The 20,684-nt window shown below is 72.1% G+C and carries 16 protein-coding genes; 1 reads left to right on the top strand and 15 read right to left on the bottom strand.

The genetic code is table 11. The features are described from left to right. Positions 1–36: 36 nt before the first annotated feature. From ACFC0G_RS20940 to ACFC0G_RS20900, 9 genes are all read right to left on the bottom strand, one after another. On the bottom strand, positions 37–2,364 hold the full coding sequence (locus ACFC0G_RS20940) for a xanthine dehydrogenase family protein molybdopterin-binding subunit (protein ID WP_376405342.1): 2,328 nt from the start codon (positions 2,362–2,364) through the stop codon (positions 37–39). Next, complete coding sequence (locus ACFC0G_RS20935) at positions 2,361–3,803, bottom strand: 2Fe-2S iron-sulfur cluster-binding protein (RefSeq protein ID WP_376405340.1); 1,443 nt, start codon at positions 3,801–3,803, stop codon at positions 2,361–2,363. Before ACFC0G_RS20935 ends, ACFC0G_RS20940 begins: the two co-directional genes overlap by 4 nt. Beyond that, positions 3,800–4,675 carry an FAD binding domain-containing protein gene (locus ACFC0G_RS20930; RefSeq protein WP_376405338.1) on the bottom strand — a complete coding sequence of 292 codons (876 nt, stop codon included), beginning with the start codon at positions 4,673–4,675 and terminating at the stop codon, positions 3,800–3,802. The genes ACFC0G_RS20935 and ACFC0G_RS20930 overlap by 4 nt, the downstream gene beginning before the upstream one ends. A gap of 225 nt (positions 4,676–4,900) precedes the next feature. After that, positions 4,901–6,586 (bottom strand): beta-N-acetylhexosaminidase, encoded by a 1,686-nt coding sequence (locus ACFC0G_RS20925; RefSeq protein ID WP_376405336.1) that lies wholly within the window; start codon positions 6,584–6,586, stop codon positions 4,901–4,903. Positions 6,587–6,590: 4 nt separating this feature from the next. Next, positions 6,591–7,430 (bottom strand): carbohydrate ABC transporter permease, encoded by an 840-nt coding sequence (locus ACFC0G_RS20920; protein WP_376405334.1) that lies wholly within the window; start codon positions 7,428–7,430, stop codon positions 6,591–6,593. Next, complete coding sequence (locus ACFC0G_RS20915; protein ID WP_376405332.1) at positions 7,427–8,395, bottom strand: carbohydrate ABC transporter permease; 969 nt, start codon at positions 8,393–8,395, stop codon at positions 7,427–7,429. Before ACFC0G_RS20915 ends, ACFC0G_RS20920 begins: the two co-directional genes overlap by 4 nt. A 5-nt stretch (positions 8,396–8,400) precedes the next feature. Beyond that, on the bottom strand, positions 8,401–9,705 hold the full coding sequence (locus tag ACFC0G_RS20910) for an extracellular solute-binding protein (RefSeq protein WP_376405330.1): 1,305 nt from the start codon (positions 9,703–9,705) through the stop codon (positions 8,401–8,403). 281 nt (positions 9,706–9,986) lie between these two features. Continuing rightward, the gene (locus ACFC0G_RS20905; RefSeq protein ID WP_024761666.1) at positions 9,987–10,274 is read right to left on the bottom strand and encodes a DUF3039 domain-containing protein; all 288 of its coding nucleotides are present in this window, start codon (positions 10,272–10,274) and stop codon (positions 9,987–9,989) included. 30 nt (positions 10,275–10,304) lie between these two features. After that, positions 10,305–10,865: a YqgE/AlgH family protein gene (locus ACFC0G_RS20900; RefSeq protein WP_376405327.1), complete on the bottom strand. Its 561-nt coding sequence runs from the start codon at positions 10,863–10,865 to the stop codon at positions 10,305–10,307. Between the two features lie 286 nt (positions 10,866–11,151). Between ACFC0G_RS20900 and murA the strand changes: the two genes are divergently transcribed. Continuing rightward, positions 11,152–12,492 (top strand): UDP-N-acetylglucosamine 1-carboxyvinyltransferase, encoded by a 1,341-nt coding sequence (gene murA, locus ACFC0G_RS20895; RefSeq protein ID WP_024761664.1) that lies wholly within the window; start codon positions 11,152–11,154, stop codon positions 12,490–12,492. A gap of 130 nt (positions 12,493–12,622) precedes the next feature. Here the strand turns inward: murA and ACFC0G_RS20890 are convergent, their stop codons facing one another. The 6 genes from ACFC0G_RS20890 to ACFC0G_RS20865 all read right to left on the bottom strand — a co-directional run bounded on the left by ACFC0G_RS20890 (position 12,623) and on the right by ACFC0G_RS20865 (position 20,672). Further along, positions 12,623–12,904 (bottom strand): HU family DNA-binding protein, encoded by a 282-nt coding sequence (locus ACFC0G_RS20890; RefSeq protein WP_017237029.1) that lies wholly within the window; start codon positions 12,902–12,904, stop codon positions 12,623–12,625. A gap of 312 nt (positions 12,905–13,216) precedes the next feature. Continuing rightward, entirely contained in the window at positions 13,217–14,629 is a 1,413-nt protein-coding gene (locus tag ACFC0G_RS20885) for an NAD-dependent malic enzyme (protein ID WP_376405324.1), read from the bottom strand. 412 nt (positions 14,630–15,041) lie between these two features. Further along, positions 15,042–17,384 (bottom strand): HelD family protein, encoded by a 2,343-nt coding sequence (locus tag ACFC0G_RS20880; protein ID WP_376405322.1) that lies wholly within the window; start codon positions 17,382–17,384, stop codon positions 15,042–15,044. Positions 17,385–17,447: 63 nt separating this feature from the next. Beyond that, complete coding sequence (locus ACFC0G_RS20875) at positions 17,448–18,011, bottom strand: GNAT family N-acetyltransferase (protein ID WP_376405320.1); 564 nt, start codon at positions 18,009–18,011, stop codon at positions 17,448–17,450. Positions 18,012–18,044: 33 nt separating this feature from the next. After that, positions 18,045–19,184, bottom strand: a complete 1,140-nt coding sequence (locus tag ACFC0G_RS20870) for a uroporphyrinogen-III synthase (protein WP_376405318.1) — start codon at positions 19,182–19,184, stop codon at positions 18,045–18,047. A gap of 84 nt (positions 19,185–19,268) precedes the next feature. Next, the gene (locus ACFC0G_RS20865; protein ID WP_376405316.1) at positions 19,269–20,672 is read right to left on the bottom strand and encodes a nitrate/nitrite transporter; all 1,404 of its coding nucleotides are present in this window, start codon (positions 20,670–20,672) and stop codon (positions 19,269–19,271) included. Positions 20,673–20,684: the final 12 nt, after the last annotated feature.

Raw genomic sequence — 20,684 nt, 5'->3', positions numbered from 1 at the left:
CACCTCCCGGTTGCACAAGCAACGGACATCACATGGTTACGAATTGGGCACGGCGACGGCCGCCTGTGGGCGGATCGGGAGGCGGTTGACAGGTCGTCCGGTCGCCGCGCGCACCGCTGAGGCCACTGCGGCGGGTGAGGTGACGACCGGGACCGCGCTCGCCGCCTTCGCGCCGAACGGGGCCACGACATCGCGTTCCTCGACGAGTTTCACGATGCGAATGTCCGGGGCATCCAGGGATGTCGGAAGTGCGTAGCCGGTGAAGTCGGGGTGCCGGACCAGGCCGCGGGCGGTGCGGAGGTTCTCCGTGAGGGCCGCGCCAACGCCCTGGGTGACGCCCGCCTCGATGCGGGTGGCGAGCTGGGCCGGGTTGAGGATGCGGCCGACGTCCTGGGCGACGGCCATCTCCACGACCCGTACCGCGCCGAGTTCGATGTCCACGTCCACCACCGCGCGGATCGCGCAGAAGGCGAGGCCGACGAAGGCGTCGCCCTGGCCGTCCTCGTCGAGGGGCTCGGTGGGGTGGGGCCGGCACTGGGCGGTGGCCCAGAGTTCCTTGCCGTCCATCGCCTCCGTGACCGTCGTCGAGAGCACGCCGTCGTACGAGGTGATCTTGCCGTCGGTGATCTGGAGCAGCTCGGTCGACATGCCGAACTTGTGGGCCAGCGGCTGGAGGAGCTGCGTACGGACCATCTTGGCGGCGCGTTCCACCGCCCCGCCCGAGACCCAGGTGTGGCGGCCGTGGGCGGACGGGCCCGCCGGCGGCTGGTCGGTGTCGACGGGTGCGACCTGGACCTCGTCGATGCCGAGGGTCTCCTGCACGATCTGGCGGGCGAGCGTGGAGAATCCCGAGCCGGTGTCCACGGCCGAGCAGATGACCGTGGCCACGCCGTCCATGACCCGCACGGTCGCCGTCGAGACCTCGTCCATGCCCTCCGCTCCCAGCATGTGCACCATGCCGAGGGCGTAGCCCACGCCCCGCCGCACCGCGCCGGGTTCGCCCGCGCCCTCGGGGCCGCCGGGCAGCAGCCAGTCGTCCTCCGAGGTGTCCTTGGGCAGCGGGGGGAGCGGGAAGTCGCGTACGGCGGCGAGGAGTTCGGCCACGGGGGCCGGGCAGGTCACGGTCTGGCCGGTCGGCAGGATGTCGCCGGTGGCCATCACGTTCCGCATGCGCAGCTCGGCCGGGTCCACGCCCAGTTTGGCCGCCAGCTTGTCCATCTGCGCCTCGTAGGCGGCGCACACCTGCATCGCGCCCTCGCCGCGCACATGGCCGGACGGCGGGTTGTTCGTGCGGACCGCCCAGCCTTCGACGAAGGCGTGCGGGACGACGTACGGGCCGCAGGCGAAGGCCACGGCCGCCGCGAGGGACTCGGACGAGGAGTCGGCGTACGCGCCCGCGTCGAGCAGGATCTGCGCCTCCACCTTCACCAGGTGCCCTTCCGCGTCCGCGTGGTGGCGGTAGCGCAGCAGGGTGGGGTGGCGGTGGGCGTGGCCGAGGAAGGACTCCTCGCGCGTAGCGGTGAGTTTGACGGGGCAGCCGGTACGGAGCGCGAGCAGGCCCAGCGGGATCTGGAAGCCCGGGTCCTCCCGGTCTCCGGTGGCGCCGGGGACGCCGGTCACGACCACCTTGACCTGCTCGGCCTGGAGGCCGAAGCAGGCGGCGGCCAGGTCCCGGTCGGTGTGCGGGTCGGTCGAGGCCGTGTACAGCTCGACGCCGCCGTCGGGGCGGGGCACGGCGAGGCCGGCCTCCGCGCCGATGGGCGCGGGGTCCTGGCGGCCGATCCGGTACAGGCCCTCGACGATGACCTCGCCGGTCGCGTCCGGGTCGCCGAAGCGCAGCGGGATGTGCCGGATCAGGTTGCCGTCGGGGTGCAGCGCCTCGGCGGCGAAGGCCTTCTCGGGGTCGGTCACCGGGTCGAGGAGCTCGTACTCGACGCTGATCGCGGCCGCGGCGAGCCGGGCCGTGTCGGGGTGGTCGGCGGCGATGGCGGCGATGGCCTCGCCGTGGTGCCGGACCAGGTCGGAGGCGAAGACGGGCCGGTCGGCGACGCGCCGGCCGTAGGTCGCCGCGCCCGGGACGTCCGCGGCCGTCACCACGGCCCGTACGCCCGGCATGGCGGTCGCGGCCGTCGTGTCGACGGAGACGATCCGGGCGTGCGGGTGCGGGGAGCGCAGGATCGCGGCCCAGAGCAGGCCCTCGGCCCACAGGTCCGCGGCGTACGGGAAGGTGCCCTCGGTCTTCGCCCGTGACTCGGCCTGCGGGAGCGAGGTGCCGAGGCCGTGCGCGGCCGGCTCCTGGTCCAGTGCCCCGGGGGTGTCCAGGACAGGGGGAACGGGAACGGCGGTGGTCGCGTCGCTGCTCACGCCATGCCTCCGTCGTGCGGGTGGGGAATCTGGTGCGGGACGCGGAGCTCGGCGGCGGCCTCGGGTCCGGTGGGTGCCGTGGCCGCGGCGCTCGCCTCGCGCTCGGCGACGACGTCCCGTACGGCTTCGAGGACGCCCCGGTAGCCGGAACAGCGGCAGAGGTTGCCGGCGAGCGCCTGGCGGGTCTCCAGCTCGGTGGGGGCGTGGTTGCCCTCCAGGAGGTCATGCACGGTCATGCACATGCCCGGGATGCAGAAGCCGCACTGGACGGTGCCGCACTTCGCCATCGCCCGCTGCACGTCGGACGGCTCGCCGTCGGTGGCGAGGCCCTCGACCGTCCGCACCTCGGACCCGGCGGCGGTCGCCGCCGGCACCAGGCAGGAGGCGACGAGCCGGCCGTCGACCTGCACGTTGCACGCGCCGCACTCGCCCTGGGAGCAGCCGTCCTTGGCCCCGGCGAGGCCGAGGCGCTCGCGCAGGACGTAGAGCAGGGACTCGCCGATCCAGGAACCGGTGACGGGCCGGTCGGCGCCGTTGACCCGCAGGGTGTACGAGGTGTGGGGGTGCTCGTCGCTGTCCGTGGACGCGTAGACGTCGGGCGCGGGGTCGGGCTCGGGCACGGGGGCCGGGGCCGTCTCCTCCAGCGCCTCGACCGGGATCTCGGCCGGGGCGTCCGCGTCGGGCTCCGGCTCCCGCTCGGGCTCCGGCCCGGAGGCGTCCTGGACCGCATCGGCGTCGGCCTGGCCGGCCTCCGCGACCGGCTCCTCCGGCAGCGCCCACGGCGCGGGCGCGCCGCCCGGCAGGGTCGCCGGGGCCTGGTCGTACGAGGTGCGGTGCGGGGGCTCGACCGCTTCCGCTGCGGCGGTCTCCGGTACGGCGGACTCCGGTACGACCTGCTCCGGTACGGCCTGCTCCGGCGCGACCGGGATCTCCCACTGGCCCGTGGAGTCGACCGAGGCCGTCGAGCCCGCGAAGTTCCACTCGGCCGTCGCGTGCGGGTCCTGGCCGAACCCCTCCGCGTGCTGCGACCCGTGCTGGACGTACTCGCCCTGCTCGAAGTACTCGGTCCCCTGGCCCTGCCCGAAGTCCTGCGCCTGGCCCGCGTGCTCGACGCGATCCACGTGCTCGACGTGATCCACACGATCGACGTGATCCACGTGCTCGACCTGGTCGAAGTGCTGGACCTGCTCCGCCTGCGTCGGCAGGTGCACCGTCCACGCGCCCGTCGCCGCCGGGTCGGTCGCCGCCGCCGGGGTGAGCGGCTGCAGCGGCATGATCATCGGCGGTACGTAGCCGTGGCCCGGCGCCTCCAGGGGCACGCCGTCCAGCATGAAGTCGGGCGGCAGCTGGACGAAGGCGGTCGCGTCGCCGTCGTACCCCTCGCTCTGCGGGATCGGCTCCCAGCCGCCCGGGTTCCCGTGCTGTTCGTCGTTGCTCATGCCAGTGCCCTCCCCAGTGCCCGTCGGGCGAGTGCGGCGACCGTGCGCCGCAGGTGCTGTACGGCGGGCGGCAGCTGTTCGTCGCCCGGCGGGTCCGGAATGCAGGCGGCGGCGACGTACTCGCCGAACGCCGCGAGCGCCTCGGGGGCCAGGCCCCGGTCGTTGTCCCAGTCCACCAGCGAGGCGATCCAGCGCTCCGCCTCCAGCGGGCGCAGCGGCATCGGGGCGACGGCGCCGACCGCGCAGCGCACGCCGCGCCGGGCCGGGTCGAGGACGACGGCGACGGAGGCGGTGGCGCGGGCCGGGCCGGTGCGGCCGGTGGCCTTGAGGAAGACCTGGGGGGCGTGGAGCAGCGGTACGCGGACGAAGCCGACGAGCTCGCCGGGGGCCAGCAGATCACGGCCCGCGAGCAGGTGGGAGACGGGGATCTCGCGGGTGCCGAGGGGGCCCACGACGACGAGGTCGGCCTCCAGGGCGGCGAGCACGGGCAGCGAGTCGCCGGTCGGCGCGGCGGTGACCACGTTGCCGCCGAGGGTGCCCGCGTTGCGGATCTGGGGCGGTCCCGCGGCGCGGGCGGCGGCGGCGAGGGCAGGGATGAGGGCGGCGAAGTCGGGGCGGCCCATGCGGGCGTGGGTGAGGCCCGCGCCGAGGAGGGCGTGGCCGTCCTGGTACTGCCAGCCGCGGATCTCGTTGATGCGGCTCAGGCCGACGAGTCCGGCGGGGCGGAGCTGACCTCTGTTGACGGCGGCCATCAGGTCGGTGCCGCCGGCGACGGGCACGGCGGCCGGCATGGCGATGAGCGCCGCCACGGCCTCGTCGAGCGAGGCGGGCAGCGTCACGGACTGCGCCGTCTGTGGTGCGTGCGTGGTCAACCCGCTGCCCCTTCCCGGTGTCCCGGTGGTCCCCGACTGTGCCCGGCGGTCGCGCCTGCGTGTGGGCGTACCGTACGTGCTCACAGGCCGGACGTGGCAACTCTGGCACATCTTCCGAGCCGTCCGGCGCGAGGGTCCGCGAAGGACTGTTCCGTCCGGGACGCCCCAGGAGCGACGGTAACTTCCCTTTCGCCGCTCTTGGGTGAACCGGGGACGCGAGCTGTCTCACACGATCGGGGGCGCTCCTTCCAGGGGCCTGCCGAGCACTCCCGGGCGACGCTGCCGGGGCTGGGGGCCGGTCGGCGGGCGGTAGTCGACGCCGAGGGCGTCGAGGCGCCGGTAGTGGGTGTTCATGCGGCGCTCGAAGCCGGTGTAGTCGCGGTCTTCCGGGGCGGGCAGCGCGGACCAGGCGACCTCGGCGAAGGCGGCGAGGCGCGGGAAGACCTGGTAGTCGACGCGGGACCGGTTCTCCATGACCTCGGTCCAGACGTTGGCCTGGGTTCCCAGGATGTGGGCGGCGGCCTCCGGCGAGAGCCCCGGCGGGACGGGCTCGAAGCGGTAGACGTCCTCCAGGGTGCGGACGTACCCGATGGGCATCGGCTCGTCCTCGCCCGGCGCCTGACGGTGGTCCAGGTACACCTGCTGTTCGGGGCACATGACGACGTCGTGGCCGGCCTCGGCGGCGGCGATCCCGCCCGCGTACCCCCGCCAGGACGAGACGGCCGCGCCGTCCGCGAGGCCGCCCTCCAGGATCTCGTCCCAGCCGATCAGGCGGCGTCCGCGGGCGGCGAGCCAGCGGTCGAAGTGGCGGATGAACCAGGACTGGAGCCCGTCCTCGTCGGCGAGCCCGAGCTCCTTGATGCGGGCCTGGGCGGCCGGGGAGGCCTTCCACTGGTCCTTGGGGCACTCGTCGCCGCCGACGTGGACGAAGGTGGACGGGAAGAGGCCGAGGACCTCCTCGAAGACGCCCTCGTAGAACCGCAGGACGTCCTCGGTCGGGGCGAGGACGTTCGGGTTGACGCCCCAGGTGTCCCAGACGGTGAGGGCGGCGGTGTCGACGACGTCGGTGTTGCCGAGTTCGGGGTAGGCGGCGATGGCGGCCTGCGCGTGGCCCGGGAGGTCGATCTCGGGGACGACGGTGATGTGCCGCTCGGCGGCGTACGCGACGATCTCGCGGATGTCGTCCTGGGTGTAGAACCCGCCGTACGGGGCCTCCGTCCAGAGGGGCGAGGCCCGGTGTCCCCATTTGGTACGGGCCCGCCAGGAGCCGACCTCGGTCAGCTTGGGCTGGCGCTTGATCTCGATGCGCCAGCCCTGGTCGTCGGTGAGGTGGAAGTGGAAGACGTTGAGCTTGTGGGCGGCGAGGAGGTCGAGCTGGCGCAGGATGTCGTCCTTGGGCAGGAAGTGCCGGGAGACGTCGAGGAGGAGCCCGCGCCAGCCGAAGCGGGGGGCGTCCTCGACCGTGACGTACGGGAGGTCCCAGTCGCCGCCCCTCACGGGCGCGCTGCGGTACGCCTCCGGGCCGAGCAGCTGACGGAGGGTCTGGGCGCCCCAGAACACCCCGGCGGGGCCGCCGCCCTCGATGACGACGGCGGCGTCGGGGGCCTCGGCCTCGGTGGAGAGGCGGTAGCCCTCGGGGCCGTGCTCCCGCTCCACCTCCTCGCTGATCCGCAGCCGTACGGCGTGCGGTCCCGCGCCGTCGGCCAGCGGCAGTCCGGTGGCGGCGCCCAGGGTGGTGCGCAGCCAGCGCGCGGTGCTCTCGGTGCCGGGTCCCGCGTCGAGCGTCGTCCGCGCGTCGAGCGCGACACGGGTGGCGCCGGGGCCGGTCCCGCCGCGCGCGACGGTCAACGGCGCCGGGATCAGGTTCACGTCGTCGGTCGTCACGTCGTCGGCCATCACGTCGTCTGTCATCACGTCAGTCCTTCACCGCCCCGCCGAGGCCCGAGACCAGGCGGCGCTGTACGAGTACGAAGAAGACGAGGACCGGGATCGTCATCACGGTCGAACCCGCCATGATGCCTCCCCAGTCGTTCTCGTCGGGCTTGAAGAAGACGAGCAGCGCCATCGGCAGGGTCGACTGCGAGGTGTCGCTGATCAGGAAGGACTTCGCGAAGAGGAAGTCGTTCCAGGTCGAGATGAAGGAGAAGACGCTCGTCGCCACCAGGCCGGGGAAGACGAGCGGGAAGAGGATCTGCCACAGGAACCGGGTGCGGCTCGCCCCGTCGATCTGGGCCTGCTCCTCCAGGGCCTCCGGGACCGCCTTGACGAAGCCCCGGAGCATCCAGATCGCGAAGGGGAGCGAGAAGGCGAGGTGCGGCAGGATCAGCGAGCCGAGGGTGTTGAGCTGCCCGAAGTCCCGCATGAGGAAGAACAGCGGGATGGTGAGCGCCTCGACCGGCACCATCTGGGCGACCAGGAACATGACGAGGAGCGTCGTCCGGAACCGGAAGCGGAACCGCGTGACCGCCGTCGCCGCCAGGAAGGCGATGAGCGCGGAGGCGAGGACGACCGTGCCCGCCACGATCAGCGAGTTGAGGAAGTAGCGGCCGAAGTCCTGCTGCTCGAAGACCCGCCGGAAGGAGTCGAGGGACGGGGAGAGCGTCCACGGCCGGGGGTCGGTCGACTGGATCTCGCCCGCCGGCTTGAGGGCCGAGAGGACCATCCAGTACAGGGGGAAGGCGACGGCCGCCGCGACGAGGAGCGTGACCGCCTCGGCGGCGAGGCGCCCGGGCCGGCGTATGCGGAACGCGCTCACAGTTCTTCTCCCTGGCGTCGCAGGAGCCGCAGGTAGACCAGGGTCACGGCCAGCAGGATCAGCAGCATGACCACGCCGATCGCCGAGCCCAGGCTGTACTGGGAGGAGGCGAAGGCCTTCTGGTACGCGTACACGTTGAGGACGAGGTTCTGGCCGGCGATGCCGCCGCCGTTGGTCATCACGTAGATCTGGGTGAAGAGTTTGAAGTCCCAGATGATCGACTGGATGGTGACGACGACCAGGATCGGCCGGAGCATCGGTGCCATGACCGAGCGCCAGATCCGCCACTGCGAGGCGCCGTCGAGGGCGGCGGCCTCCAGGACCTCCGACGGGATGGCCTTGATGCCCGCGTAGACGGTGACCATCACGAACGGGAAGGAACACCAGACGACTTCGAGGAGGACGAGGGCGAAGGCGCTGTACCGCCCGTACGTCCAGGAGAAGTCGCCCAGGCCGAGGAGCCGGTTCACCGGGCCGAAGTCGGGGTCGAAGAGGAAGACCCAGACGGTGGAGCCGGTGACGGCCGGCGTGGCCCAGGCGCCGAGCGCGGCCACCATCAGGACGAGCCGGGGCAGGGCCCGGACCCGGGTCAGGAGGACCGAGAGGGCGCAGCCGACGGCGAGCGTGGTGACGACGCAGGCGGCGGCGAAGACGACGGTGGCGAGGAGGACCTGCCAGAACTGGGGGTCGGAGAAGAGGGTCGTGTAGTTGCCGAACCCCTTGAAGGACGTGGGTTCGCCGCCGCTGACCTGGGCCTGGGTGTACTCCAGGAAGGAGATGAGGCCGAGCTGGTAGACGGGGTAGACGAGGAGTCCGCCGATGACGGCGAGGGCGGGCAGGAGGTACAGCCAGGGGGTCCAGGCGCTGGTGCGCCGGGCGGTGCGGGGGGTCCGCGCGCCGCGCCGGGGGGCCGGGCGCGCGGTCGTGCCGGTCCGCTTCTCCGTGCGTTCGATCGAGGTCGTCATGCGTCTCAGCTCGCCGGCGCGAAGGCCGCGTCCATCTTCTTCGCGGCGTCGTCGGCCGCCGCCTTGACGTCCTTACGGCCGCTGACGACCTCCTGGAACATCGTCGGCAGGACGAGGGAGGAGTCGATCTGGCCCCAGCCGGGGGACGCGGGGACGAACTTGGTGCCGGCGTCGAGGGTGTCGATGAAGGGCTTCACGAAGGGCTGGCGCTGGGCGGCGGCGGCCCGTACGTCGGTGTAGGTGGGCAGGAAGCCCATCGCGTCGAAGAGCTTGCCCTGGGTGTCCTTGCCGGTGAGGGACTTCAGGAGGTCGACGGCGAGGGTGCGGTGCGAGGTGCTCTTGAGGACGCCGATGTTGTTGCCGCCGGCGAAGGCCGGGGCGATCGAGCCGGGGGCCGTGCCGGGCAGCGGGACGACCGCGTACTTGCCCTTGACCGTGCCGGCCTCGACGGCCGCGTGGCTGAAGTCGCCGCCGATGGCCATGGCGGCCTTGCCGGAGGCGAAGGCGGTGACGGTGGCGTTGCCGCCCATCTGGGCGCACTTGGCGGCCGGGCAGTTGTCGTCGCCGAAGAGCGAGGTGTAGGTGGCGATGCCCTTGCGGGCGGCCTCGCTGTTGATGGCCGCCTTGTAGGAGCCGCTGTTCTCGGTGGCGATCTCGCCGCCCGCCGACCAGACGAAGGGCATGGCGCCGTAGGTGTAGGCGCCGCCGACGGCGATGCCGTAGAGGTCGGGCTTCGCCTTGCGGACCTTCTTGGCGGTGGCGATCAGTTCGGCCTGGCTCTTGGGGGCGGTGAGGCCGAGTTCCTTGAAGACGTCGGTGCGGTAGTAGAGGGCGCGGAGGCCGACGAAGAGCGGGGAGCCGTAGACCTTGCCGCCGACGGTGACGGACTGCCGGGCCGTCGGGTCGGTGTCCTTGGCCTCGTCCCAGGCCGCGAACTCGGCGCTGATGTCGGCGAGTCCGCCGTCCTTGACGTATCCGGCGGTGTCGGTGTTGCCGTACTCGATGAGGTCGGGCGCGGACTTGGGGTCGTTGAACGCGGCCTTGACGCGCTGGGCGCGGGTCTCGACGGGGATGTACTCGACCTCGACCTTCGTGCCCTGGTTCCGCTTCTCGAAGGCGGCGACGGCCTGGTCGACGACCTGCTCCTTGGGCTTGTTGCTCACCTCCTGGAAGAGCCAGACGCGCAGGGTGCCGCTCTTCTCGTCCGCCGTCGCCTTGCCGTCGGACGTCTGGGGCGCGCAGGCCGTGGCGGTGAGCCCCGCGAGCAGGAGTACGGCTGCCGGGGCGGCGAGGCGGGCAGGAAGCTTCATGGGCGGATCCCCTCCAAGTACGTCCGTTGCAACATGTGCAATGTGCGTTTCGTTCTGCACAACACGCGTGAGGTTAGGCGTGCTTCCGGCGAGCCGACAAGAGGTCTCGACCACTTCAACCACTCCGTGACCGGCGAAAGCACCCTGTGCAACGGCCCCGACGCACTGCCCGGAAACGCGAAACGGCCCCCGTCGCGCATGCCGAAGCACGCACGACGGGGGCCGTCCCCGACGTCAGGACCTACCGGACCCGCGGGATCCACACGCCCCGAGGGATCCGCCTACTTGTCCTTGCCGCCCTTGTCCTTGTCGCCACCGCCGGCGCCCATGGACTCGTAGATCTCCTTGCACATCGGACAGACCGGGTACTTCTTGGGGTCGCGCCCCGGCACCCAGACCTTTCCGCACAGCGCCACGACGGGAGTCCCGTCGAGGGCGCTCGCCATGATCTTGTCCTTCTGGACGTAGTGGGCGTAGCGCTCGTGGTCGCCGTCACCGTGGGACACCTGCGGAGTCGGCTCCACGAGGGTTCCCGTACCTGCCCCGCGCTCGGGCTCGAGAGTGCTCATAACCGCCAAGGGTACTGAAAGCCGCGGGGGTCAGTTGAGGGACGGGTCGTCGGGGTACGTCGCGATCATCGCGAGTTCACCGCGCTGGCGGCGCAGCACCTGCCGCCAGAGGGTCTCGGGGTGCGGCGCGGAGACGTCGCCGGGCTCCGACTCGACCACGTACCAGGCTCCGTCGCCCAGCTCGGTCTCCAGCTGGCCGGGTCCCCAGCCCGCGTACCCGGCGAAGATCCGCAGGGAGCCGAGGGCCGGTCCGAGGAGCTCGGGCGGGGCCTCCAGGTCGACGAGGCCGATCGCTCCGTACACCCTGCGCCAGCCGAGGGGGCCCTCGTCGCCGGGGATCACGGCGACGCCGAGCGCCGCGTCGAGCGAGACGGGGCCGCCCTGGAAGACGACGCCGGGTTCGCCGGCGAGTGCGGCCCAGGGCGCGAGGATGTCGCCGACGGTCACCGGCGTCGGCCGGTTGAGGACCACGCCGAGCGAGCCCTCGTCGTCGTGGTCGAGCAGCAGGACGACCGCGCGGTCGAAATTCGGGTCCGCCAGCGCGGGGGTGGCCACGAGCAGCCGTCCTGTGAGCGAGGACACCTCGGTCATGCGACACATGATCCCGCATCTTCGGCGTTCGCGGGGGCTGTCGGGCGCGATGGGGGTGCGGCGGCGGGAAGTCGACGGCCTTCGCAGTTCAGAAGGGCGCGGCGGGTCTTCCCGTACGGACGAACCGGCACAAGCGGACGGTAACGCTCCGCAAGATCACGGGAACAGAGGGTGTTGTGCCGAATTCATTACATCTGACAGACCCCCCGACACACCCGAACGGGGTCCCATGGCCCCTTACCCTTTTCTCTGGCCACCCGACCGACCCGACCGGAACGCGAGATTCATGACCGGCACAGACGATGTCCTGCTTGTCCACGGCGGAACCCCGCTGGAGGGCGAGATCCGCGTCCGCGGCGCGAAGAACCTCGTGCCCAAGGCGATGGTCGCCGCCCTGCTCGGCAGCGGTCCCAGCCGACTGCGCAACGTTCCCGACATCCGTGACGTCCGCGTGGTCCGCGGACTGCTCCAGCTGCACGGGGTGACGGTCCGTCCGGGCGAGGAGCCCGGCGAGCTCGTCCTCGACCCGACGCACGTGGAGTCCGCGAACGTCGCCGACATCGACGCGCACGCCGGCTCGTCCCGCATCCCGATCCTGTTCTGCGGCCCGCTGCTGCACCGACTGGGTCACGCCTTCATCCCGGGTCTCGGCGGCTGCGACATCGGCGGCCGGCCGATCGACTTCCACTTCGACGTCCTGCGCCAGTTCGGCGCCACGATCGAGAAGCGGGACGACGGTCAGTACCTGGAGGCCCCCCAGCGTCTTCGCGGTTGCAAGATCCGCCTCCCGTACCCCTCGGTCGGTTCGACCGAGCAGGTGCTGCTCACCGCCGTCCTCGCCGAGGGCGTCACCGAGCTGTCGAACGCGGCCGTGGAGCCCGAGATCGAGGACCTCATCTGCGTTCTGCAGAAGATGGGCGCGATCATCTCCATGGACACCGACCGGACCATCCGGATCACCGGTGTCGACCGCCTCGACGGCTACACCCACCGGGCGCTCCCGGACCGCCTCGAGGCGGCCTCCTGGGCGTCGGCGGCGCTGGCCACCGAGGGCAACATCTACGTGCGCGGCGCCCAGCAGCGCTCGATGATGACCTTCCTCAACACGTACCGGAAGGTGGGTGGCGCCTTCGAGATCGACGACGAGGGCATCCGCTTCTGGCACCCGGGCGGCTCGCTCAACGCGATCGCCCTGGAGACGGACGTGCACCCCGGCTTCCAGACGGACTGGCAGCAGCCGCTGGTCGTGGCCCTGACGCAGGCCTCCGGCCTCTCCATCGTCCACGAGACGGTGTACGAGTCGCGCCTCGGCTTCACCTCCGCGCTGAACCAGATGGGCGCGCACATCCAGCTGTACCCCGAGTGCCTGGGCGGCTCCGACTGCCGCTTCGGCCAGCGCAACTTCCTGCACTCCGCGGTCGTGAGCGGGCCCACCAAGCTCCAGGGCGCCGACCTGGTCATCCCCGACCTGCGCGGCGGCTTCTCGTACCTGATCGCGGCCCTGGCGGCCCAGGGCACATCCCGGGTCCACGGCATCGAGCTGATCAACCGCGGCTACGAGAACTTCATGGAGAAGCTCGTCGAGCTGGGCGCCAAGGTCGAGCTCCCGGGCAGCGCACTGGTCTAACGAAGGTCGTACGGGCCCTCCGGGGCCCGTACAGCGCCTTCTGAGGCCCGTACGACGCCCTCTGAGGCACAAACGGAAGGGCGGCCACCCCCTGACAGGGTGGCCGCCCTTTCTGCGCCTACAGGCTGCCTTACTTGCCCTTGGCGGCTTCCTTGAGCTTCGAGCCCGCGGAGACCTTCACGCTGTAGCCGGCCGGGATGTTGATCGGGTCGCCGGTCTGCGGGTTACGAGCGGTGCGAGCGGCACGGTGGGTGCGCTCGAAGGTCAGGAAGCCGGGGATGGTGACCTTCTCGTCGCCCTTGGCGACGACCTCACCGACGGTCTCGGCGAGAGCGGCCAGCACGGCGTCGGCGTCCTTGCGGGTCACCTCGGCGCGGTCGGCCAGGGCGGCCACCAGCTCACTGCGGTTCATGTTGTTACTCCCGTGTTCTTCTTGCCTGTGAGGCGTGCCACGCGGCGGAAGCCGCGTGATTGGGTACAGCGAAGCCGATGCTGCCAGGGCCTTCGGACAGTCCCCGGACCCGGGTCTAATGACAGACCCTCGCGCCCAAACACGCATCCTGCCCCCACCAGCGGCGGGAACGCCAATCCGGCACCCCCTGGGGTCACACGAAAAGCGCCGGAGCCCCGTAGTGGTGACGTTCCGTCGACTCCGTGATTTCCGTACGGAGCCGAAAAGCCACCCTAAAGGCGGGTTTGCGGCATCGCGAATCGCGACGCGCCGTCAGCGACCGCTCGCCGCCTTGGCCGCGTTGCGCACCGCGCCCGCCACCGCGCCCGCGACCTTGTCGTTGAAGACCGACGGGATGATGTAGTTCGGGTTCAGCTCGTCCTCGGTGACCACGTCGGCGAGGGCCGAGGCCGCCGCCAGCATCATCTCCGTGTTGACCGTACGGGACTGGGCGTCCAGCAGGCCGCGGAAGACACCCGGGAAGACGAGCACGTTGTTGATCTGGTTCGGGAAGTCCGAGCGGCCCGTGGCGACGACGGCGGCCGTCTGGCGCGCGGCGGCCGGGTCGACCTCCGGGTCGGGGTTCGCGAGCGCGAACACGATGGCGCCCTCCGCCATGGCGGCGACGTCCTCCGCGCCCAGCAGGTTCGGGGCCGACACGCCGATGAAGACGTCCGCGCCGACGACGGCCTCCTTGAGGGTGCCGGTGACGCCCTCGGGGTTGGTGTTGTCGGCGATCCAGCGCAGCGGCGAGTCGGCCGGGGCGTCCACGAGGTCCGGGCGGTCCGCGTGCACGACGCCCTGGATGTCGGCGACGACCGCGTGCTTGACGCCCGCCGCGATGAGCAGCTTGAGGATGGCCGTACCGGCCGCGCCCGCACCGGACATGACGACCCGTACGTCGCCGACGCTCTTGCCCACCACGCGCAGCGCGTTGGTGAGGGCGGCGAGGACGACGATGGCGGTGCCGTGCTGGTCGTCGTGGAAGACGGGGATGTCGAGGGCCTCGCGCAGCCGGGCCTCGATCTCGAAGCAGCGGGGCGCGGAGATGTCTTCCAGGTTGATGCCCGCGAAGCCGGGGGCGATCGCCTTGACGATCGCGACGATCTCGTCGGTGTCCTGCGTGTCGAGGCAGATCGGCCAGGCGTCGATGCCGGCGAAGCGCTTGAAGAGGGCGGCCTTGCCCTCCATGACCGGCAGGGAGGCCATCGGGCCGATGTTGCCGAGGCCGAGGACGGCGGAGCCGTCGGTCACGACCGCGACGGAGTTGCGCTTGATGGTGAGGCGGCGGGCGTCCTCGGGGTTCTCGGCGATCGCCATGCACACGCGGGCGACGCCCGGGGTGTAGATCATGGAGAGGTCGTCACGGTTGCGGATGGGGTGCTTGGACGCCATCTCGATCTTGCCGCCGAGGTGCATCAGGAACGTACGGTCGGAGACCTTGCCGAGGACGACGCCCTCGATGGTGCGCAGCTGCTCGACGATCTCGTCGGCGTGCGCGGTCGAGGTCGCGGCGATGGTGACGTCGATGCGGAGCTTCTCGTGGCCGGAGGCGGTCACGTCGAGGCCGGTGACGGATCCGCCGTGGGACTCCACCGCCGTGGTGAGCTGGGAGACCGCGGTTCCGCTGGCGGGAACCTCCAGCCGGACCGTCATCGAGTACGAGACGCTGGGCGCCGTTGCCATGGCCGACTTCCTCTGCTTTCCCTGAGCTTCGTTGCTACGCCGCCCCGGCTGGTTGCCTGGCGGCGCCCTCCGATGGTCGCACCTACCTGCCGGTAGCAGGTAATGCGGTCATTTTGTTTTCGGAAAGTAGTTTCCACCATACGAGAAGTCCGGGGGAAACAGAAGAGGCCCCCGTCACCGGAGGTGACAGGGGCCTCAACTTTGTGCGTATGTCTAAGTGGCACCGACCCGCCATGCTCGCCTCGCGGCAAGTGGTCCCTCAAAGGGACGAAGGTTGGGCCCGGGGGCTTGGATCGAGCCGGTGCCACGACAAGGCTAACAAACCACTCTGGATAGTGATTCCGGCGCCACAGGTTGACTGGAAATCGGCCCCCGACGGGCGCGGGAGCCCCGCCCCCCCGCGGCCCCGGGCTCAGTCCCGCAGCAGGTCCGGCACCCCCGCCTCGTCCGGCATGTCCCCCGCCCCCGCGACCACCGTGAGCTGCTGCGTCGCCCGCGTCAGCGCCACGTACAGCACCCGCAGACCGGCCGGGGACTCGTCCGCGATCTCCGCGGGCGAGACGACCACCGTCGCGTCGTACTCCAGGCCCTTCGCCTCCAGGGAGCCGAGCGCCACCACCCGGTCGCCCAGCTCCGCGAGCCAGCGGGCGGCCTCCGCGCGCCGGTTCATGGCGACGACGACACCGACCGTGCCCTCGACCCGCTCCAGGAGCAGGGCCGCTTCGGACCGTACGGTTTCGGCCAGATCGGCCTTCCCCGCGGTCTCCCGTACCGGGACGAAACGGGGCTCGACGCCCGTCGAGCGGACCGCGCGCGGCGACTCCTTGCCCGGCATGGCGAGGGCGAGCACCTTCGCGGCCAGCTCGGCGATCTCCGCCGGGTTCCGGTAGTTCACGGTCAGCTCGAAGCGGCGCCGCGGCCGGCTGCCGAGGGCCTCGTCGCGCGCCTCGGCGGCCTCGTCCGGGTCCGACCAGGAGGACTGCGCCGGGTCGCCGACGACCGTCCAGGTGGCGTGCCGGCCGCGCCGCCCGACCATCCGCCACTGCATGGGCGTGAGGTCCTGTGCCTCGTCGACGATGACGTGCGCGTACTCGGTGCGCTCCGCGGCGAGCCGCTCGGCCCGCTCGTACTGCGTCTCCTCGCGTACGGGCATGAGCTCTTCCAGGCCCGAGAGCTGGTCCAGCGGGTCGTACTCCCGCTTCTTGCGGGGCCTGGCCGGGGCGCCGACCAGGGTGTGCAGCTCGTCGAGGAGCGCCACGTCGTGGACGGACAGCTCCCGGCGGCGCAGCGAGCGGGCGAGCCGCCGCACCTCGCCCGGGTTGAGGATCCGGCGGGCCCAGCGGCCGAGCCGCCGCTCGTCGGCCATCGCGTCGAGCACCCCGCGCGGGGTGAGCTCGGGCCACCAGGCGTCGAGGAAGCCGAGGAAGGAGTCCTCCGTCGACACGTCCTCGTCGAAGGAGGAGCGCAGCTCGGCAGCGAGCTCGGGGTCGCTGTGCCGGCCGACCGCGCCGGACTTGGAGTAGAGCGCGTCGAGGAGCAGCCGGCGGGCGCGCGGGCGCAGCAGGTTGACGGGGGCGGTGCCGCCGAGGACGTTGTGGCGGATGCGCCGGAGGTCGTCGGCCTCCAGCTCGATCCGCCGGCCGAAGGCGACGACCCGGAGCCGGTTGGGCGTCCCGGTGGGCGCGGCGGCCTCGTCGTCGTCGCCCAGGGCGAGCTGTGCCCGGGGCGCCGGGGTCTCCAGGGCGCCGCGGGCCGCCTTCCGCAGCACGTGGAGCATGCGGGAGGAGCCCTTGATCCGGGCGACGGCCGGTTCGTCGTAGGCGGTGGCCTCGGCGCCGTCGACCAGCGAGCCGACGGCGCGGATCGCGACCTGGCCCTCCTCGCCGAGCGAGGGCAGGACGCCCTCGGTGTACGAGACGAGGAGCGGGGTCGGCGAGACGATGAGGATGCCGCCCGCGTACCGCCGCCGGTCCTGGTAGAGCAGGTACGCCGCCCGGTGCAGGGCGACGGCGGTCTTGCCGGTGCCGGGGCCGCCCTCCACGTACGTGACGGACGCGGCGGGCGCGCGGATGACGAGGTCCTGCTCCGCCTGGATGGAGGAGACGATGTCCCGCATGGTGTGGCTGCGGGCCTGGCCGAGGGCGGCCATCAGGGCGCCGTCGCCGATCACGGGCAGCTCGCGCCCGTCCAGGGCGGCCCGCAGCTCGGGGCGCATGAGGTCGTCCTCGACGCCGAGGACCCTGCGGCCCTTGGAGCGGATGACGCGGCGGCGCACGACCCGGCCGGGGTCGACGGGCGTCGACCGGTAGAACGGCGCGGCGGCGGGCGCGCGCCAGTCGATGACGAGCGGGGCGTAGTCGGAGTCGAGGACGCCGATCCGCCCGATGTGGAGGGTCTCGCCGATGTCGGCCGTGTTGTCCGGGCGTACGGCGTCCTCGGCGGGCTCCACGGAGGTGTACGCGCCGTCGGGGCCCTTCTTGCCGTCCTTGCCGTACAGCAGGTCGATCCGGCCGAAGAGGAAGTCCTCGAACTCGTTGTTGAGCCTGTTGAGGTGGATGCCGGCGCGGAACACCTGGGCGTCGCGCTCGGCGAGGGCGCCGGGCGTGCCGACCTGCCCCCGCTGGGCGGCGTCGTTCATCAGGAACTCCGCTTCGTGGATCTTCTCCTCCAGCCGGCGGTAGACCTGATCCAGATGTTCCTGCTCGACACCGATCTCACGGTCTCTGACCGTGTCCACGGCTTCCTGCGCGGCCACCTAAGGCCCCCTTCTGACGTGCACTGGGCAGCCGTCGAGCGTACGCCACCGGAAGGCACCGTGTCAGGCGCGATCACCGTTCACCGGGAGGGATCCCGGAAAGCCGGGCGGCGGGTCGTCGTGCAGGAGTCGCTGGAAGAGGTGGTGGTCGCGCCATTCCCCGGCGATGTGGAGGTAGCGGGGCGCGGTGCCGATCCGGGTGAACCCGCTCTTGGCCAGGACCCGTTGGGAGACGGTGTGGTCGAGGACGGTGCACGCCTCGACCCGGTGCAGGCCGAGCTCCTCGCGGGCGGCCCGGCAGGCCTCCTCGACGAGCGCGGTGGCCACGCCGCGCCCGGTGTGTTCCCGGTCGACCCAGTAGCCGAGGGAGCCGCTGCGGAAGGGCCCGAGGGCGATCCCGGAGAGGATCGCGGCACCGACCACGGTGTCCCCCTCGACGGCGAACCACCGCACCCCGCCGTCCGCGAGCCGCTCGGCCTGCGCCTCCGGGGTGTAGTACCGCTCGGGGCGGTAGGGCTCCCAGGGCCGCATGTGCTCCCGGTTCCGCAGCAGGGCGGCGGCGAGCGCGACCGCTTCCGCGGGGTCGTCGGGTTCGGCGGGGCGGATGCGGAGTCCTTCGGCGATCATCCCCGTACCGTAACGCCCGCCTCCCGAAGGGCCCTACGGCGTGTCGTACTTGTCGTCCGCGGCCGGGTCGAGGGCCAGCCGGTAGCCGCGCTTGACGACGGTCTGGATCAGTTTCGGGGTGCCGAGCGCCGTCCGGAGGCGGGCCATGGCCGTCTCCACCGCGTGCTCGTCGCGCCCCGCGCCGGGCAGCGCGCGCAGCAGGTCGGCCCGGGAGACCACCCAGCCGGGACGGCGGGCGAGCAGCCCCAGGAGGGCCATCCCGGCGGGCGGGACCGGGCGCAGGTCGCCGTCGACGAGGACCGCGTGCCCGCGGACCTCCATCCGGTGGCCGGCGACCGGCAGGACCCGGGAGCGGGCCGGGAGCTCCTTGCAGAGCAGCTGGACGAGCGGGCCGAGCCGGAAGCGCTCGGGCTGGTACGTGTCGATGCCCTCCGCCTGGAGCGGGAGCGCCGTCACGGGGCCCACGCACACCGCGAGGACCCCGTGCCGGAGCGCGGCGACGAGTTCGTCCCGTACGCCCTTCTCCGCCGCCCGGGAGAGCAGCGAGGCGGCGGCCGGGGCGCTGGTGAAGGTGACGGCGTCCAGGCCGCCCGAGAGGGTCGCGTCGAGGAGCCGGTCCAGGGGGCCGATGTCCTCCGGGGGCATCCAGCGGTAGACGGGGACGACGACGACCTCGGCGCCGCCGGCCGTGAGGGCCTCCACGAAGCCGGGCAGCGGCTCCCCGTGCAGCTGGAGGGCGATGCGCCGGCCGGCCACGCCCTCGGCGAGGAGCCGGTCGAGGACCTCGGCCATGGACTCCGAGGAGGGCGACCAGGACTCGGTGAGTCCGGCGGCCCGTACGGCTCCCTTGACCTTCGGGCCCCGGGCGAGGAGCTCGACGTCCCGCAGGACGGCGAGGAGCTCCTCGCCGTGCCCCCAGCCGTCGGCGGCCTCGACCCAGCCCCGGAAGCCGATCGCCGTGGTGGCGACGACGACGTCCGGGGCGTGGGCGACGAGTTCCTTGGTCGCGGCCAGGAGTTCGGTGTCGTCCGCGAGGGGCACGATCCGCAGGGCGGGGCCGTGGACGACGGCCGCGCCGCGCCGGCGCAGCAGCGCGATGAGTTCGTCCGCGCGCCGCGCCGCGGTGACACCGACCGTGAAGCCGGCGAGGGGGCCGTGTTCTTGCTCGTCCATGGGGCCAGAGCCTGACGGGGGTGCGTGACGGACTCGGTTCGCCCGTATTTCCTGGTCGTTACGGTCCGCGCCGGGCACCGTGGATCACACCTTCGCGTATCCGGGCCGGGTCCGCTCGTCCACGGCCGCTCCCGTGCCCCCCGCCGTGGTCCCTTCCGCAGCCGCCTCCGTGGCACCTTCCGCGGTCTCGGGCACGGCCGTCGGCCGCCGAAGGTATACCGCCCAGGTGACGACGGTGCAGGCCGCGTAGAAGGCGAGGAAGGCGACGAAGGCCCCGGTGCCGGTGCCGGCGGTCTGGAAGGACTGGCGGAAGGCGAGGTTGATGCCGAGCCCGCCGAGCGCGCCGACGGCCCCGATGAGGCCCATGGAGGCCCCGGAGAGCCGCCGCCCGTAGGCCTCGGCGGCCTCTCCGGAGAGGCCCTTGCGGTGCCCCTGGGCGAGGAAGATCGCCGGGATCATCTTGTACGTCGAGCCGTTGCCGAGGCCGCTGAGGACGAAGAGGCCGATGAAGCCGACGAGGAAGACGGCGAGCGACTCGACGACGGAGGCGTAGATCACCACGCCGGTCGCGGCGGCCATCGCCACGAACGTCCCCAGGGTGATGCGGGCGCCGCCGTGCCGGTCGGCGAGGGAGCCGCCGATCGGCCGGATGAGGGAGCCGAGGAGCGGACCGACGAAGGTGAGCGAGGCGGCCTGGAGCGGGGTGCGTCCGAACTGGGTCTGGAGCACCAGCCCGAAGGCGAAGCTGTAGCCGATGAACGAACCGAAGGTACCGACGTAGAGGAAGGCCATGATCCAGGTGTGGCGGGCCTGCACGGCCTCCTTGGCGGCGCCGGTGTCGTTCCTGACGGGCGCGAGGTTGTCCATGAAGAGCGCGGCGCACACGGCGGCCACGACGATCAGGGGCAGGTAGACGCCGAGCACGATCCTCGGGTGCATGGCCCCGGCGGTGCCGATGACGAGCAGGCCGACGAGCTGCACGACGGGGACGCCGATGTTGCCGCCGCCCGCGTTGAGCCCGAGCGCCCAGCCTTTCTTGCGGAGCGGGAAGAAGGCGTTGATGTTGGTCATGGAGGAGGCGAAGTTGCCGCCGCCGACGCCGGTGAGCGCGGCCACCAGGACGAACGTCGTGTACGAGGTGCCCGGCTCCATCACCGCGAAGGCGAAACCGGCGGGCAGCAGGAGCAGCAGGGCGCTGAAGACGGTCCAGTTGCGGCCGCCGAAACGGGCGACGGCGAAGGTGTACGGAATCCGGATCAGCGCGCCGACGAAGGTCGCGGTCGCGATCAGGAAGAACTTGCCGGCCGGGTCGACGCCGTACTGCGGCCCCATGAAGAGCACCATGACCGACCACAGGCTCCAGACCGAGAAGCCGATGTGCTCGGAGAGCACGGAGAAGAGCAGATTCCGCCGCGCGATCCGCTCCCCCTCCTCACGCCAGAAGGTCTCGTCCTCCGGTTCCCACCGTTCGATCCACCGGCCGCCCATGTCGCACCTCCG

This window comes from Streptomyces sp. NPDC056169 (genome assembly GCF_042268445.1).
Classification (GTDB): Bacteria; Actinomycetota; Actinomycetes; order Streptomycetales; family Streptomycetaceae; genus Streptomyces.
Note: the sequence above shows the minus strand (reverse complement) of the source record. Positions and strands in the feature narration are given on the sequence as shown.

Excerpts from the sequence above, each read along its gene's own strand:
- ACFC0G_RS20935 (WP_376405340.1), bottom strand. The coding sequence starts at position 3,803 with ATGAGCAACGACGAACAGCACGGGAACCCGGGCGGCTGGGAGCCGATC.
- ACFC0G_RS20925 (WP_376405336.1), bottom strand. The coding sequence starts at position 6,586 with ATGACAGACGACGTGATGGCCGACGACGTGACGACCGACGACGTGAAC.
- ACFC0G_RS20915 (WP_376405332.1), bottom strand. The coding sequence starts at position 8,395 with ATGACGACCTCGATCGAACGCACGGAGAAGCGGACCGGCACGACCGCG.
- ACFC0G_RS20910 (WP_376405330.1), bottom strand. The coding sequence starts at position 9,705 with ATGAAGCTTCCTGCCCGCCTCGCCGCCCCGGCAGCCGTACTCCTGCTC.
- ACFC0G_RS20905 (WP_024761666.1), bottom strand. The coding sequence starts at position 10,274 with ATGAGCACTCTCGAGCCCGAGCGCGGGGCAGGTACGGGAACCCTCGTG.
- ACFC0G_RS20900 (WP_376405327.1), bottom strand. The coding sequence starts at position 10,865 with ATGACCGAGGTGTCCTCGCTCACAGGACGGCTGCTCGTGGCCACCCCC.
- murA (WP_024761664.1), top strand. The coding sequence starts at position 11,152 with ATGACCGGCACAGACGATGTCCTGCTTGTCCACGGCGGAACCCCGCTG.
- ACFC0G_RS20890 (WP_017237029.1), bottom strand. The coding sequence starts at position 12,904 with ATGAACCGCAGTGAGCTGGTGGCCGCCCTGGCCGACCGCGCCGAGGTG.
- ACFC0G_RS20885 (WP_376405324.1), bottom strand. The coding sequence starts at position 14,629 with ATGGCAACGGCGCCCAGCGTCTCGTACTCGATGACGGTCCGGCTGGAG.
- ACFC0G_RS20875 (WP_376405320.1), bottom strand. The coding sequence starts at position 18,011 with ATGATCGCCGAAGGACTCCGCATCCGCCCCGCCGAACCCGACGACCCC.
- ACFC0G_RS20870 (WP_376405318.1), bottom strand. The coding sequence starts at position 19,184 with ATGGACGAGCAAGAACACGGCCCCCTCGCCGGCTTCACGGTCGGTGTC.
- ACFC0G_RS20865 (WP_376405316.1), bottom strand. The coding sequence starts at position 20,672 with ATGGGCGGCCGGTGGATCGAACGGTGGGAACCGGAGGACGAGACCTTC.